Below are 14,840 nucleotides of genomic sequence, written 5' to 3'. Positions count from 1 at the left end.
CGGATGGAGCTCCGCGGCGCCCAAGCCACACGCTAACAGCTTTAAGGAGTCAAAGCTGGTTTAGCCAAAGAAGCGCTTGATCTCAATCTCGGCGTTCTCCAAACAGTCGGAGCCGTGGATCACGTTGGCGTTGACATCGACGGCAAAGTCGCCGCGGATGGTACCAGGAGCAGCGTCAAGCGGGTTGGTAGCGCCCATGAGGGTGCGCATCTTAGCAACAGCGGAGAGACCGGAAACGACCATCTTGACGACCGGACCGCTCGTCATAAAGTCGCAGAGACCGCCAAAGAAGGGCTTGTCGGCCAGATGGGCGTAGTGCTCCTCGACGGTAGCGCGCTCGAGCGTGGTCATCTCCATGCGCTCGATGACAAGACCGCTGCGCTCAATGCGAGCAACAATCTCGCCGATTTTGCGATCGCGCACGGCGTCGGGCTTAATCATGATGAAGGTCTTCTCGATAGCCATAAAAGTAGCCTTTCAAGTAGGTTCGCGCGTGCCCAAGTCCCATTCCGGCACCCGCCTGGACTGCATCGTAACAGAGTTTTAGCTGCAGTTAAACAAAAAGCTGTTTATTGAAACGCTGCAATTTATTAAAGCGCTCCATATGTGTCACTTCTGTTTCGAAGCCCGATTAGAGTACCATCCGACCGCCCATCAACCGCATCGAACAGAGCAGGCGGTCGGTTGCCGCCCGCGAACGTAACCCCTTCACAACCTGCCCAAAGGTCCTACAGAAGTTCTCGACAAGCCCCTCCCCCATAGCAACAAAACACGGGCGTCCGCATCAGCAGACACCCGTAAAAGCAAAAACGATTTATCGATAAATGGCCAAAGCCGCTTCAGTCAAATCCCTACTTTATCCCGTGGCCCATCTCGACGACCTTGGTCAGCGATCCAAACACGCCCTCGTCGGCCACGAGCTGTGCCTCGGCACGCTGCAGCTGCACGGCAACGGCGGCAGGGGCGGTACCGCCCTCGGTCGTGCGTGCAGCGACAATCGACGGGATGTCGAGCGCCTCGGTAATGTCGTGCTCAAAGAGCGAGCTTGCCTCCTGGAACACCTCAAACGGCAGGTCCTCAAGATTGCAGCCGCGCTTCTCACACATCAGGACCAGATGGCCCACCACGGCGTGTGCCTCGCGGAACGGCAGGCCACGCTTGGCCAGGTAATCGGCAACATCGGTAGCGGCAAGGTGCCCCACGCCGCACTCGCGCGCCATGGCATCCTCGTTGACAGTCCAGGTCGAAATCATACCGGCCATAACGGACAGGCACTGCATGAGCGTATGGGCGGTATCGAGCGCGCCCTCCTTGTCCTCCTGCAAGTCCTTGTTATAAGCGAGCGGCAAGCCCTTCATGGTCACGAGCAGCTGCACCAGGTTGCCATAGACTCGGCCGCTCTTGCCGCGGATAAGCTCGGCAAAGTCGGGGTTCTTCTTCTGCGGCATGATGGACGAACCGGTGGAGTAAGAGTCGGAAAGCGTGATAAAGCCAAATTCGGAGCTCGACCACAGCACGATCTCCTCGGAAAGACGCGACAGGTGCATCGCCATGACGGAGCCGGCGTAATGCAGGTCGAGGAGGAAATCACGGTCGGAAACCGCATCGAGCGAGTTGGGAATCACGCCCGCAAAGCCAAGTTCGGCAGCCGTCATCTGACGATCGAGCGGATAGCTCGTGCCGGCAAGCGCGGCAGCGCCCAGCGGACAGTTGTCGGCGGCATCAAAGGCGGCCTTCAGGCGTGTAAAGTCGCGCGCGAACATCCAGGAATACGCCAGCAGATGATGCGACAGCAGCACGGGCTGAGCATGCTGCATGTGCGTGTAGCCCGGCAGAATCACCTTGTCGTACTTCTTGGCCGCATCAACCAGCACATGACGCAGCCCAAGATTGGCCTCCATGAGCTCTTTGGCCAGCGCCTTGACGCCCAGGCGCGTATCGGTCGCCACCTGGTCGTTGCGCGAACGCCCGGTATGCAAGCGCTTACCGGCCTCGCCGATGCGGCGCGTCAGCTCGCTCTCGATGGACATATGAATGTCTTCGTCGTTGATGTCGAAGGTGAAGTTGCCGGCATCGATATCCTGTTCGATTCCGGTCAGGCCCTTGGCAATCGCCTGCTCGTCCTCGGCACTGATGATGCCTTGGGCGGCCAGCATCTTGGCATGTGCCTTAGAGCCGGCGATATCCTGCTTATAGAGATGTTTGTCGACCGGCAGCGACGCGCCAAACTCCTGCGTAACCTCGGCCACGCCCGCCTCAAAACGACCGCCCCAAAGAGCCATGGGATCGTCCCCTTTCATCAAATACCAAAACAAGCGCCCAAAGCAATGCGCCATATCGCTAAAGCGATTTTTCAACCGCTAGTTTTACACATTCCCCACCGTGTGCGGTGCCATGTAGCTAATTTGCAAAGAAGTGACGCGCCATGCACTTGGCGCCCAACGTCTCCCTCCGGATGTTGCCCTGCGAACCATCGATCCAGGCCTTCAGGCTCATAGGGACGTCCTCGACCCTTGCAGCATCGAACTCGGGCGCGAGGGCAAGTAAAGCATGCGCGATAGCATTGAACATAATGGATACTCCTCATATATAGGCGCAGAGCCGCCAAATTGATAGAAGGAGCCCCGCCGGACAACCCCGGCGGGGCTCGGACTCAGCCACAGTCGCGGCATCATATATGCGGGCGGAACGTAGGGGCCACCGATGTTAAGAAGTGTCAGCAAGCATAACGAAAGGTAGGGACCCCGTGCGCCCGTTATGTATCACGCGGATGGGCCGCGCGGATACCAAGGGAAGGAGGCGCTAGGCCTGGGCGGCAGCAGAGCTGGGGCCCTGGACCTTTGCCCACGTCTTGAGCGACAGCGTATCGATCTCGATAAAGCCGGCGCTGGCCTTCTCGTCAAACGTGGTGTCGCGGTCGTAGGTAGCCAGGCCGTAGTCGTAGAGGCTGAAGGGACTCTTGCGGCCGACGACATGGCAGTTGCCCTTAAAGAACTTCAGACGGACAGTGCCGGTCACGAACTTCTGGGTATCGGCCATAAAGGCGTCGAGCGCGTTCTTGAGCGGGCTGTACCACTGGCCGTTGTACACGGCGGTGGCCCAATCCTGCTCGAGCTTGATCTTGGTCTTGAGCAGGTCGCCCTCGACGCAGATGTCCTCGAGCGCCTTGTGGGCGGTGATGAGCGTCAGGGCGCCGGGAACCTCATAGCACTCGCGGCTCTTGAGGCCCACCAGACGATCCTCGACCAGGTCAAGACGGCCAAAGCCGTTGTCGCCCGAAATCTTGTTGAGGGCGATGACGATCTCGGAGAGCTTCATCTTCTTGCCGTCGACGGCGACGGGCTTGCCGGCCTCAAACTCAATCTCGGTGTAGGTCGGGGTGTCCGGCGTGTCCTCGGGGTTCTTGGTCATAACCCAAGCGTCGTCGAGCGGCTCGTTCCAGGGATCCTCCAGGTGACCGCACTCAATGGCACGACCCCACAGGTTGTCGTCGATGGAGTAGGGGTTGTCGTTGGCACCCTCGGGAACCGGCACGTTGTGAGCGTGGGCATAGGCGACCTCGTCGGGACGGCACTTCAGATCCCACTCGCGCACCGGGGCGATAACCTTGAGCTCGGGGTCGAGGGCCTTGACGGCGGCCTCAAAACGGACCTGGTCGTTACCCTTGCCGGTGCAGCCGTGGGCGACGTAGGTCGCGCCAAACTCGTGGGCGACCTCAACAAGCTTCTTGGCAAGCAGCGGGCGAGACAGGGCGGAGAGCAGCGGATACTTGTTCTCGTACATGGAGTTTGCGGCGATGGCCTTAGTCAGGAACTCATCGGAGAACTCGTCGCGCAGGTCGAGTACCTGGCAATCGAGAACGCCCAGGTCGAGCGCCTTCTGCTTCTTGGCATCCAGTCCGGTCTCTTCCTGGCCCACGTTGCCGCAGACACAAACGACATCGAGATTCTTCTCGTCCTGGAGCCACTTGACACAAACGGATGTATCAAGACCACCGGAATATGCGAGAACGACTTTTTCCTTGCTCATGGCTGTTTCCTTTCGCCCTTGGTAGCTAGTTAGAACATCGGTCAGTTGCAAGTCACCTTGAGGTCAAAAACCGTGCAATATCAGGTTATTCAGCAGAATGCATCACAGGCATGCCCTAGAAACATGCAGCTATGTCGTGCTTAAACCCAACGACCTCAAAATGACTCTGTTGAGGCATTGCGCCCCATGCGGACAGAGACGATTGTTATCGTCGTCGGGAAATTGCGCGCTGGCGTCGGATGGCATTGTCTGCAGTGGTGATGATCTTTACGAACTGCATCTGCCTCTCCTTTCACGTATCGCCGGGCGCAATTCAAATATCGCAAACGGTACCTTTTCCTCGGTAAACGGCTCTTTTGCCGTCTCCGTTTTCGATGTTCGCTATATTACGATAAAGTGCACGCTGCGCAAGCGACAAATTCAAATTTCTGAAAAGTTTTTTCATTAGTTTGTGAATTGCAGTGCAAATACGCACCATTCCTGCGAAAATACGCTCGACTACTAGTTGATGGTTATAACGTCTGAAACAATCTCGAAACGAAAGGCGCATTTTTATGCAAACTTACGAATCGGACGCCAACATCGGCAACATTAAGCTTCTCGCCGTCGATATGGACAAGACGCTGCTGACCGACGAGCGTGTGCTGCCCCAGGGTCTTGATGAGCGCCTGGACAAGCTCGCCGACGCCGGCATCGTATTCTGCCCCGCCAGCGGACGTCCCGCCCCCAAGCTCGAAGAGATGTTCGAGGGCATCAAGAACCGCCTCGCCTTTTGTCCCGACAACGGAGCGTGCGTGATCTATCGCGGCAGCTATATCTATAAGAGCAATATTGACGTGGAGCTGTATCAGCAGGTCTTGAGACGTGCCTCGGAGGATCCTCGCGCTGTCCCCGTCCTGTGCTGCTTCGACGAGTTCTACGTGCCTGCCCGCGACCATCAGTACCACGACGAGATCAGCGTCTACTACAACACGATCAACTACGTCGACAGCTTTGAGGGCATGGATTTCGAGTCCAACAAGATTTCGGTCTTCTTCCCCGGCTACGACGCCGAGCCCGCTTTCCGCGAGACCTATAGCCCCGAGTTCTCGGACAAGCTCTACGTCACCAACGCCGGGCGCGAGTGGATCGACTTTATGAACCTGGGTGTCGACAAGGGCGCCGGCGTCGCGCATCTGTGCGAGCAGCTCGGCATTGATATCGCCGATGCCGCCGCCGTGGGCGATACGTACAACGATATTCCCATGCTGGAGCGCGTCGGTCACAGCTTTATCGTGGACAATGCCGAGGAGCATATGAACGCGCATGCTAAGTGGCGCATTCCGAGCAACAACGACGGGGGCGTACTGACGCTCATCGACGCCATCCTGGCGGCTCGGTAACGTGGCTCGTCGGGCCTGGCCGGGCGGCGCGGATTAGTTTTTCGTTCGGTCAGGTCCTGGGCTCGCTCGGAAAGCACATTAAGTGCTTTCCGGCTCGTGCGGAATCTACGAAAAACTAATCCGCGCCGCCCGACCAGGTCCTAGGTTTACTTGCTTGCCGCCTAGATGGCGTCTTGAGTGTCTAGATACTTGGCTGATTTTTTGGAATGAAGGGGGCTCCTTGTTGGCAAGGAGCCCCCTTCTGCTTTTGGTTACTTCGGGATTGTGGGTGCTTCTTTATTTGGCGTCGGCCCAGGTTATGCCGGTGCTGGCTTCGGCGATTAGGGGGACGCGGAGGTCCACTACGTGTTCCATGACGTCGCGGACCATGGCGGTGAGGCGCTCGACTTCGTCGACGGGGCACTCAAAGTCCAGTTCGTCGTGCACCTGTAAGATCATGTGGGCGGCAAAGCCCTCTTCTTCCAGGCGGCGGCTTACGCGGGCCATGGCGATCTTGATGATGTCGGCGGCGGTGCCCTGCATGGGGTGGTTCATGGCCGTGCGCTCGCCAAAGCCGCGGAGTTGCGGGTTTTTGGCCTTGAGCTCGGGAATATGGCGTCTGCGGCCATACATGGTCTCGGCATAGCCCGTCTGCTTGGCGCGCGCCACCACATTGTCGAGGAACGTGCGCACGCCCGGGTAGGCCTCGTAGTAGCGATCGATCATATCGCGCGCCTCGGCCATCGAGATATGCAGCGACTGCGACAGGCCGTAGGCCTGCTGGCCGTACACGATGCCAAAGTTCACGGCCTTGGCGCGGCTGCGTAGGTCGGGAGTCACCTCGGACACCGGCACGCCAAACACGCGCGCTGCCGTCTCGGCGTGGAAGTCCTCGCCCTCGTTAAAGGCGCGCACCAGGTGCTCGTCACCCGAGAGATGCGCCAGCAGACGCAGCTCGATCTGCGAGTAGTCCACCGCCAAAAAGACGCTTCCCTCGCCTGCCGAAAACGCCGTCTTGACGGTACGCCCCAGCTCCGAGCGCGTCGGGATGTTCTGCAGGTTCGGGTCGCTCGAGGACAGACGCCCCGTCGCGGTGATGGTCTGGTTGTACGTGGTGTGCACGCGACCGTCACCACGGCGCAGCGGGCCCAGCGTGTCCAGATAGGTGGACTTGATCTTGGACTTCTCACGCCAATCCAAGATCAGACGCACGATCTCGTGGTCGCGGGCAAGGTCGCTCAACACCTTGGCGTTGGTCGAATAATAGCCGCGCTTAGTCTTTTTGAGGCCCTTGGTCGGAAGCCCCATAACGTCAAACAGCACATGCGAGAGCTGCATGGGACTGCCGATGTTAAAGGTCTCGTCACCCGCCAGGTCGCGAATGCTGCGCTCGACCTCGGCAATCTGAGTCGCCAGGCCCTCGGACAGACTATGCAAGCGGTCGGGGTCCACAAGCATGCCCGCGCGCTCCATCTTGGCAAGCACCGGAACGAGCGGCATCTCGATGCCATCGAACACGTTGGCGGCATTCTCGCGGGCCATGCACTCGCGCAAAGGCGCCACGAGCGCCAGCGTCAGGGCCGCCGTACGGGCGGCAGGCGCCGGAGCGTCCTCACCGGCACCCTCTGCACCGCGCGCCGCAGGCAGCGCCATCTGCAGATAGGTATCGGCCAGATACGCCTCGTCAAACTCGGAGCGGTCGGAATCCAACAGGTAGGCGGCAACCACGGTATCGAAGATGCGCGTGGAATCGACTGCCAGCGGATCCATGAGCTCGGGCTCGGAGGAATCGATGGGCGAAAGCTCATGCAGCAGCGCTTTCATATCCGGGCTCGCCACGCGGCCCTCCATAAACAGGCGCGCAAGCACGCCGGCAATCACGCCGTGGACGAAGTTGAAGCCCTCAACCTCAGCCGCCGCACCGCTGTCGCCCTCCTCGAGCGCGAACAGGCCCTTGGACGTCGCCAACCACAGCGTGCGCGTCAGTCCAAAGAGCGCGCCCTCTTCCTTGTCGTCGTCCACCACGGCGGCGACCCACTCACCGGCACCAATCGCACGGGAGACCTCAGCCGCAACGGCACCAAGCGCGTCAGCATCGCCGGCGGCCGCGCGAACCATCGCAGGCATCTCAAACACACTGGAGGCAGCAGCAGCCCCGCCCTCGCCGCCGATCAGCGCCAAGAAACGGTTCTGCATGGCGGTGATACCAAGCGTACCCAGCGCCGCGGAAACCTCATCGGCAGAAAACGCCGGGAAGGACGTCGTCTCAAAATCGAGCTCAACGGGCGCATCGGTGCGGATGGTCGCGACCTTGCGGCTCAGCAGGGCATCGTCGATGTGTGCTCGCAGGTTTTCGCCCATCTTGCCCTTGACCTCGTCGGCGTGTGCGATGACCTCGTCCAGGCTACCGTACTGCGCAATGAGCGCGCTCGCCTTTTTGGGGCCGATGCCCGGCACGCCGGGGATGTTATCGGACGTGTCGCCCTTCAGGCCATAAAAGTCGGGCACGAGCGCCGGCGTGATACCGTGATACAGATCGTCCACGCTCTCGGGCGTCATGATCGCCACGTCGGACAGGCCCTTGCGGGTCGAGACCACGTTGACGTGCTCGGTCACGAGCTGATACATATCGCGATCACCGGTCACCAGCAGCATGTCGCAGCCGGCCTCCTCACCCAGGCGCGCCATGGTTCCCAGGATATCGTCGCCTTCCCAGCCCTCAGACTGCAGAATCGGCACGTTGAGCGCACCGAGCAGCTCCTTGATCATAGGGAACTGCGCATGCAGATCGGGGTCCATGGGCGGGCGCTGCGCCTTATACTGCGGCAGCATCTCCATGCGCACGCGCGGCTTGCCCTTATCAAACGCCACGACCACGCCGTCGGGGTTAAAGGCATCGATCATCTTAAGAAACATGTTCAGGAAGCCGAAGATCGCGTTGGTGGGGCGACCGTCCGGCGCGTTCATAGTCGGCGGCACGGCGTGGAAGGCGCGATGCATGAGCGAGTTGCCGTCGATAACGGCAAAGGTGCGGCGCTTGTCAGACATATTGAATACCTCGCTTTAGGCTGGGCACGGTTTGCTCACTCCAGTTTACACGCTCCCCGCCCCGCGGCCACCTCACATCAAGCTCCCCCGCCACCGTGAGCCCGCGCGTGATACGATGGCTCACGGTACATCAACCAGCACGATCGATCCGAAAGGAGCCTGCGTCATGGAGCGTCCCTGCGCATGGAAAAAGTACACGCCACAGCAAGTCGAGGAGCTCGAGGAGCTTTGCCGCGGCTATAAGCAGTTTTTGAGCGAGAACAAGACCGAGCGCCTGTGCGTCAAGACCGGCATCAAGATGGCCGAGGAGGCAGGATACGTCGACCTGGAGACCGTGATCGCCGAAGGCCGCGAGCTCAAGGCAGGCGACAAGGTGTACGCCGCCAATCACGGCAAGGACCTCATGCTCGTCAACCTGGGCAACGCCCCGCTCGAGCAGGGCTTTAACATCCTGGGCGCCCACGTGGACTCGCCGCGCCTAGACCTTAAGCAGAACCCCGCCTTCGAGGCCGGCGACATGGCTTATCTCGACACGCACTACTACGGCGGCGTCAAGAGCTACCACTGGGTGGCCTCCCCGCTCGCACTCGTGGGCGTCATCTGCAAAAAGGACGGTACCACCGTCGACATCAATATCGGCGACAAGGCCGACGACCCGGTCTTTACCATCTCCGACCTGCTGATCCATCTCTCGAGCGAGCAGATGTCTAAGCCTGCCAAGGACGCCGTCGACGCCGAGATCCTCGACGTGATCGTGGGCGGCCGTCCCGTCAAGTTCGATGAGGACGACAAGGACGCCCCCAAGGAGCCCGTCAAGCAAATGTTCCTGGACATCCTTAAGGAGCAGTACGACGTCGAGGAGGAGGACTTCCTCTCCGCCGAGATCGAGGTCGTGCCCGCCGGCCCCGCCCGCGACATGGGCCTCGACCGCTCCATGATTTTGGGCTATGGCCACGACGACCGCGTCTGTGCCTACCCCTCCATGCTCGCCCAGATCGACGTCGCCAACGTGGAGCGCACGAGCATCACGCTCATCGTCGACAAGGAGGAGATCGGTTCCGTGGGTGCCACCGGCATGACGAGTCGCTTCTTCGAGAACACCGTCGCCGAGATCATGATGCTCGCCGGCGAGGACAGCCCGCTGGCTCTGCGCCGCGCGCTCGCCCGCAGCCGTATGCTCTCCTCCGACGTGTCCGCCGGCTTCGACCCGGGCTATGCCGGCAAGTTCGAGACCAAGAACGCCGCCTTCATGGGTCGCGGCCTGTGCTTTAACAAGTACACGGGCAGCCGCGGCAAGGGCGGCTCTAACGACGCCGACGCCGAGTATGTGGCCCTCGTCCGCGACATCATGGACGAGGCCGGCGTGGACTTCCAGACCTGCGAGCTCGGCCGCGTCAACGCTGGTGGCGGCGGCACCATCGCCTACATCATGGCCAAGTACGGCATGAACGTCATCGACTCCGGCGTTGCCGTCCTGTCCATGCACGCCCTGTGGGAGGTCGCCAACAAGGCCGACATCTACGAGGCATATCGCGGTTACAAGGCCTTCATCGAGCGAGCCTAACCAACCCTTCATCAGTTGCGGTGAAATACGGACTAAACTGGCCCATAAACAGCCAAAACAGACCGTATTCCACCGCAACTTTTTTGGCAGAGGAGAGCCCATGCTGCAGGTCATCATTTCGCCCGCCAAGCAGATGCGCGCGGCCCAAGATGCTTTTGAAGTCCTGGGCATCCCACCCTTTGTGCGCGAGACGGCTCGCCTCCACCGCGCACTGCTAGATATCGAGCGGAATGAAGGCAGCGGCGGCCTGCAGGCGCTGTGGAACGTGAGTGACAAACTGCTGGGACCTTGCCTCAACACCCTGCATGAGTTCGGGCCCATCCTGAAAAGCGGCGATCTCGACAATCCCGCACTCGCCCGTCACCTCTCCCCTGCCGCCATGTCCTATCACGGCATTCAATACCAGAGCATGGCACCCGAGGTGATGGATTCCGCGCAGCTCGCATGGCTGCAAGACCATCTGTGGATCCTCTCCGGCCTCTACGGGTGCGTTCGTCCCTTTCATGCCGTCGAACCGTATCGGCTGGAGATGGGCGCGAAGCTTGTCGTCGACGGTGCCCGAGACCTCTACGCATTTTGGAGCGATAAGCTCGCGCGGGCTATCGCCCCGGCAGGTTCAAACACCACGATCGTCAACCTCGCCAGCGTAGAGTATGCCAAAGCCGTTCTGCCCCACCTCGCGGGCGACGCCACAGCCGTCACGTGCCTCTTTGGCGAGGGTATCCGCAACGGGAAGCCCATCCAACGGTCGACCGCCAGCAAAAAGGCGCGCGGCTCCATGGTGCGGTGGATGGCAGAAAACAAGCTCGAGGATGCAAGCGAACTTACCGCATTCAACATCGGCTATCGCCACGTCCCCGAGCTCTCATACCTAGGCACCCTCATGTTCATCAACGAACAGATGCTCTAGAGCCGGCACCCAACACTGACCCGCTCAGCCTTCTCTATATAACTTGCGGTGGAATAATTCCTATTTGAGCCTTTTTCGCACAATCAGGAACTATTCCACCGCAACTTTTATGAATTGGCTGCTAGGCTCGACACCTATTCTGCTAGACCGTCGGCCTTTGCAATCCCGTTTGTCGAACCGTCCTGATAGACAATCTTGACGTGCTCGACCTCGGACACCGCAACACCCGACGGGGGCTCCAGGCGCCATTCCGTCAGCGCGATATCCATCGTCGTGGGCACATCCCCTTGATCTTTGAGCTTCACCGTCAACGTTTTGAACGTCGCATCATACGTCACGCGTTCGATTTCCTCACCAGGAATAGACCCACCACTCAGCTGCAACTGCACAAACTCATCGCACGGGTACCAATAATCGCCCGGAACGGCGAGCGTATTGGCATTACCGCCAGTACTCCTCACCGTCATAATCGGTAGGCTATCATCAGCCTCGAACTCCCATGCAGCGCCGCCGCGACCACCAAACGTCCAGATACAAAAGGCAATCACCAGCACGGCAAGCACCGCAAAACCGATCGCGACAAGGCCATGGTGCGCACGGCTTTCCTCGGCCGATACATCCCATTGCGTCTCTCGATATAGATGCTTGTCTTCCATGTTCGCCTCCTCACAGGCACGCTCGTTAGGCCAATCGTACCCATTCGAGCTATACTTGAGCCCATTACATAAACGGGGGGCTTGCAGGACAAGACGGCAGGCTGAGATTGGGCGCGCCCGCCCTGACCCGCAAACCTGATATGGGTAATGCCAACGAAGGGAGCCGTGCCAATGAGCACACAGACCGAGCCCAAGCTCGTCACGCAAATCGACTTCGCCCGCGCCGGGCAGATCACACCGCAGATGAAGGAGGTCGCCGAGCGCGAGCATCGCGACCCCGAGTACATCCGCGAGCGCGTGGCCGACGGCCGCATCGCCATTCCTGCCAACATCGTGCACATCAAAAAAGGCATGCGCGCCTTTGGCGTCGGTGAGGGCCTGTCCACCAAGGTCAACGTGAACTTGGGCATCTCGGGCGACAAGGCCGATGCCGCCGAGGAATGGAAGAAGGTCAAGATCGCCGAGGACTTTGGCGCCGACGCCATCATGGACCTCTCCAACTCGGGCAAGACGCGCCAGTTCCGCCAGCAGCTCATCGACGAGACGCCGCTCATGGTAGGTACCGTCCCCATGTACGACGCCATCGGCTACATGGAAAAGCCGCTGGTCAAGCTTACCAAGGACGACCTGTTCGAGGTCGTGCGCGCGCACGCCGAGGACGGCGTGGACTTTATGACCATCCACTGCGGCATCAACAAGTCGGTCACAAAGACCTTTAAGGAGACCGGCCGCCTCATGAACATCGTGAGCCGCGGCGGCTCGCTGCTGTTTGGCTGGATGGAGGTCACCGGTAACGAGAACCCGTTCTATGAGTTCTACGACGAGCTGCTCGAAATCTGCCACGAGTACGACGTGACGATTTCGCTCGGCGACTCCTGTCGCCCGGGCTGCCTCTACGACTCCAACGACGCCACCGAGACCGCCGAGATGATCGAGCTGGGCAAGCTGTGCAAGCGCGCATGGGCCGCCGGCGTCCAGGTTATGGTCGAGGGTCCGGGCCACATGGCGCTCGACGAGATCGCCGCCAACATGAAACTGCAGAAGCGCCTGTGCCACAACGCCCCGTTCTATGTGCTCGGGCCGCTGGTGACCGATATCGGCGTGGGCTACGACCACATCACCGCTGCCATCGGCGGCGCTATCTCCGCCAGCTCCGGCGCCGACTTCCTGTGCTACGTGACGCCGGCCGAGCACTTGTGCCTGCCCAACGCCCAGGACGTGCTCGACGGCCTCATGGCCACCAAGATTGCCGCACACGCCGCCGACATCGCCAAAAAGGTGCCCCACGCCCGCGACATGGACGACAAGATGGGCCAGGCACGCCGCAAGCTCGACTGGGACGCCATGTGGAAGTGCGCGCTCGACCCGGTTACGGGCAAGAAGCGCTACGAGGAGTCCCCCGCCGCCACCGAGGGCACTTGCACCATGTGTGGCAAGATGTGCGCCGTCCGCACCGTCAACAAGATCTTCGAGGGCACCACGATCGACCTCGGCATGGAGGACTAACCCTGTCGCCGCGGCCGCTTCTGGCGGCGAGCTGGTGCCTGTCAATTGTTGACTTGTGAACATTTACTTACACTTGCGTAGAGATTGCATCGCCCGCCCGGGTTCGGCATAGAGTCGGCCCGGGCATCTTTATAATGCTGGCTTAAAGACCCATTTGATTCCGACCGAACAAGGGAGCGAACATGGATCGTAGTAAGGTACCTGCCGTCCTGTCCATCGCGGGATCCGATTCCAGCGGTGGCGCCGGCATTCAGGCCGACATCAAGACCATCACGGCGCACCGCCTGTATGCCGAGACGGCCATCACCGCCATCACAGCGCAAAACACCCTGGGCGTTACCGCCGTGCAGGATATCTCGCCAGATATCGTAGCCGCGCAAATTGACGCCGTTTTTGACGATATCCGCCCCAGCGCCGTCAAGATCGGCATGGTTTCTTCTGTCGAGATTATCGAAGTCATCGCCGACCGCTTGAGCGCCTGGAACGCAACGAACGTGGTCGTCGACCCCGTCATGGTCGCCACCTCGGGCGCGCGGCTGATTGCCGAAGATGCCGCCGAGGCGCTCACCCGCCGCCTGTTCCCGCTAGCGACGGTTATCACGCCCAATATTCCCGAGGCCATGGCACTGCTCGACTATGAGGTCGACTCCGAGCGCACGCAGCAAAATGCTGCCATGCTCCTCACCCGCCGCTTTGGTTGCGCATCCCTCGTTAAGGGTGGGCATCTTGTCAACGAGGCCAACGATGTACTGGCCGAACCCGCGCCACTCGATGACGAGGGCAACCATCTGGGAGATCCACTCACCACGTGGTTCCGCCACAAGCGCATCGAGACCGACAACACGCACGGCACCGGATGCACGCTCTCGTCCGCCATCGCCTGCGCGCTGGCTCAGGGCATGGATCTTGCCGACGCCGTCAACGCCGGCAAGGCCTACCTAACCGGCGCTCTGGCCGCCGGCTTTGACATGGGCAAAAGTTCCGGCCCCGTCAACCACATGTGGCAGTATTAAGATTTGCAGCCCAAAACCACCGCAAAGGCGCCCGTCCCCTTTGCGGTGGCTTGGGGTCGCGCTACTCTCCGAGCATCTCTTGGAGCTTGGCTGCCACGGCGTGACCCAGGCTCTCATGGCTTTCGGGCATCATATGCAGATAGTCGATATCGCCCGGCTCGGCAAAGTCGGCGGCATTCAAAAAGTCGCAGCCAAACTGCTCAGCCACATGCGCGTAGTACTCACCAAAATGTTCCGAGGCTTCTACGGAATGCTCGTCAAAATCGGTCATATATACGTCGGCGATCTGCGGCTTAATCTTGATAGGCGCCATCAGCAGAATGCGCGGACAAGGCGCAGCGTCGGTCCACGGAAACGCGCGGACGGCGCGAATCAGCGCCATGGCGCCACGAGCGATATCGGCAGCCGTCACGTTAAAGACCGTCTTGCAGTCGTTGGTGCCCAGCATGATCACAATGGCGTCCAGCGGCTTATGGGCCTCGAGCATCATCGGAAGCGCGCGAATGCCGTTAAGATTGGTGTCCAGATGGCACATGTCGTCGCGTACCGTCGTGCGGCCGTTGAGGCCTTCTTCAATTACATGCCAGCCCTCGCCTAAGTCACGTTGGGCCACGCCACACCAGCGCACATCCCGCGCATAGCGCACCGCGGTGCCGTCGCGCATGCCCGCCGGATCGTAACCATAGGTGTTGCTGTCGCCAAAGCATAGAACGTTTTTCATCGTAAGCCCTTCCTTTTAGTAAAAAGCCGGCG

The 14,840-nt window shown here is 60.3% G+C and carries 12 protein-coding genes; 5 read left to right on the top strand and 7 right to left on the bottom strand.

From position 1 onward, the window contains the following. Positions 1-60: 60 nt before the first annotated feature. The 4 genes from ndk to I4W07_RS03655 form a co-directional block, all read right to left on the bottom strand. Positions 61-465, bottom strand: a complete 405-nt coding sequence (gene ndk, locus I4W07_RS03670; RefSeq protein ID WP_006234152.1) for a nucleoside-diphosphate kinase — start codon at positions 463-465, stop codon at positions 61-63. 386 nt (positions 466-851) lie between these two features. Continuing rightward, positions 852-2,282 carry an argininosuccinate lyase gene (argH, locus tag I4W07_RS03665; protein ID WP_196025641.1) on the bottom strand — a complete coding sequence of 477 codons (1,431 nt, stop codon included), beginning with the start codon at positions 2,280-2,282 and terminating at the stop codon, positions 852-854. A 118-nt stretch (positions 2,283-2,400) separates the two neighbouring features. Continuing rightward, complete coding sequence (locus I4W07_RS03660) at positions 2,401-2,571, bottom strand: hypothetical protein (protein WP_158550218.1); 171 nt, start codon at positions 2,569-2,571, stop codon at positions 2,401-2,403. A gap of 231 nt (positions 2,572-2,802) precedes the next feature. Then, entirely contained in the window at positions 2,803-4,029 is a 1,227-nt protein-coding gene (locus tag I4W07_RS03655; RefSeq protein ID WP_035138001.1) for an argininosuccinate synthase, read from the bottom strand. Positions 4,030-4,583: 554 nt separating this feature from the next. Here I4W07_RS03655 and I4W07_RS03650 point away from each other — a divergent pair. Next, positions 4,584-5,411, top strand: coding sequence for a Cof-type HAD-IIB family hydrolase (locus I4W07_RS03650; protein WP_196025640.1), 828 nt, complete (start codon positions 4,584-4,586; stop codon positions 5,409-5,411). Positions 5,412-5,687: 276 nt separating this feature from the next. Here the strand turns inward: I4W07_RS03650 and polA are convergent, their stop codons facing one another. Next, positions 5,688-8,438, bottom strand: coding sequence for a DNA polymerase I (gene polA, locus I4W07_RS03645; RefSeq protein WP_196025639.1), 2,751 nt, complete (start codon positions 8,436-8,438; stop codon positions 5,688-5,690). Between the two features lie 166 nt (positions 8,439-8,604). Here polA and I4W07_RS03640 point away from each other — a divergent pair, with 166 nt between their 5' ends. Together I4W07_RS03640 and I4W07_RS03635 are read left to right on the top strand one after the other, a co-directional pair. After that, complete coding sequence (locus I4W07_RS03640; RefSeq protein ID WP_195544804.1) at positions 8,605-10,002, top strand: aminopeptidase; 1,398 nt, start codon at positions 8,605-8,607, stop codon at positions 10,000-10,002. A 100-nt stretch (positions 10,003-10,102) separates the two neighbouring features. Continuing rightward, positions 10,103-10,912, top strand: coding sequence for a YaaA family protein (locus tag I4W07_RS03635; protein ID WP_055286104.1), 810 nt, complete (start codon positions 10,103-10,105; stop codon positions 10,910-10,912). A gap of 134 nt (positions 10,913-11,046) precedes the next feature. Here the strand turns inward: I4W07_RS03635 and I4W07_RS03630 are convergent, their stop codons facing one another. Next, positions 11,047-11,568, bottom strand: a complete 522-nt coding sequence (locus I4W07_RS03630) for a hypothetical protein (protein ID WP_006234163.1) — start codon at positions 11,566-11,568, stop codon at positions 11,047-11,049. Positions 11,569-11,739: 171 nt separating this feature from the next. On the opposite strand from I4W07_RS03630, the gene thiC reads away from it, so the two are divergent. Continuing rightward, positions 11,740-13,074 (top strand): phosphomethylpyrimidine synthase ThiC, encoded by a 1,335-nt coding sequence (gene thiC / locus I4W07_RS03625; protein ID WP_117820371.1) that lies wholly within the window; start codon positions 11,740-11,742, stop codon positions 13,072-13,074. A gap of 182 nt (positions 13,075-13,256) precedes the next feature. Beyond that, positions 13,257-14,087: a bifunctional hydroxymethylpyrimidine kinase/phosphomethylpyrimidine kinase gene (gene thiD, locus I4W07_RS03620; protein WP_196025638.1), complete on the top strand. Its 831-nt coding sequence runs from the start codon at positions 13,257-13,259 to the stop codon at positions 14,085-14,087. Positions 14,088-14,148: 61 nt separating this feature from the next. On the opposite strand, the gene I4W07_RS03615 is transcribed toward thiD, so the two are convergent. Then, positions 14,149-14,808, bottom strand: coding sequence for an SGNH/GDSL hydrolase family protein (locus I4W07_RS03615; RefSeq protein ID WP_195544807.1), 660 nt, complete (start codon positions 14,806-14,808; stop codon positions 14,149-14,151). Positions 14,809-14,840 lie beyond the last annotated feature (32 nt).

It is taken from the genome of Collinsella aerofaciens (assembly GCF_015670745.1).
GTDB classification, from domain to species: domain Bacteria; phylum Actinomycetota; class Coriobacteriia; order Coriobacteriales; family Coriobacteriaceae; genus Collinsella; species Collinsella aerofaciens_T.
This window is presented reverse-complemented; position numbering and strand designations above follow the sequence as displayed.

Bases quoted from the DNA above. Each gene is read 5' to 3' on its own strand.
- I4W07_RS03640 (WP_195544804.1), top strand. From the start codon at position 8,605: ATGGAGCGTCCCTGCGCATGGAAAAAGTACACGCCACAGCAAGTCGAG.
- I4W07_RS03655 (WP_035138001.1), bottom strand. From the start codon at position 4,029: ATGAGCAAGGAAAAAGTCGTTCTCGCATATTCCGGTGGTCTTGATACA.
- ndk (WP_006234152.1), bottom strand. From the start codon at position 465: ATGGCTATCGAGAAGACCTTCATCATGATTAAGCCCGACGCCGTGCGC.
- thiC (WP_117820371.1), top strand. From the start codon at position 11,740: ATGAGCACACAGACCGAGCCCAAGCTCGTCACGCAAATCGACTTCGCC.
- I4W07_RS03650 (WP_196025640.1), top strand. From the start codon at position 4,584: ATGCAAACTTACGAATCGGACGCCAACATCGGCAACATTAAGCTTCTC.
- I4W07_RS03660 (WP_158550218.1), bottom strand. From the start codon at position 2,571: ATGTTCAATGCTATCGCGCATGCTTTACTTGCCCTCGCGCCCGAGTTC.
- thiD (WP_196025638.1), top strand. From the start codon at position 13,257: ATGGATCGTAGTAAGGTACCTGCCGTCCTGTCCATCGCGGGATCCGAT.
- polA (WP_196025639.1), bottom strand. From the start codon at position 8,438: ATGTCTGACAAGCGCCGCACCTTTGCCGTTATCGACGGCAACTCGCTC.
- I4W07_RS03615 (WP_195544807.1), bottom strand. From the start codon at position 14,808: ATGAAAAACGTTCTATGCTTTGGCGACAGCAACACCTATGGTTACGAT.
- I4W07_RS03635 (WP_055286104.1), top strand. From the start codon at position 10,103: ATGCTGCAGGTCATCATTTCGCCCGCCAAGCAGATGCGCGCGGCCCAA.
- argH (WP_196025641.1), bottom strand. From the start codon at position 2,282: ATGGCTCTTTGGGGCGGTCGTTTTGAGGCGGGCGTGGCCGAGGTTACG.
- I4W07_RS03630 (WP_006234163.1), bottom strand. From the start codon at position 11,568: ATGGAAGACAAGCATCTATATCGAGAGACGCAATGGGATGTATCGGCC.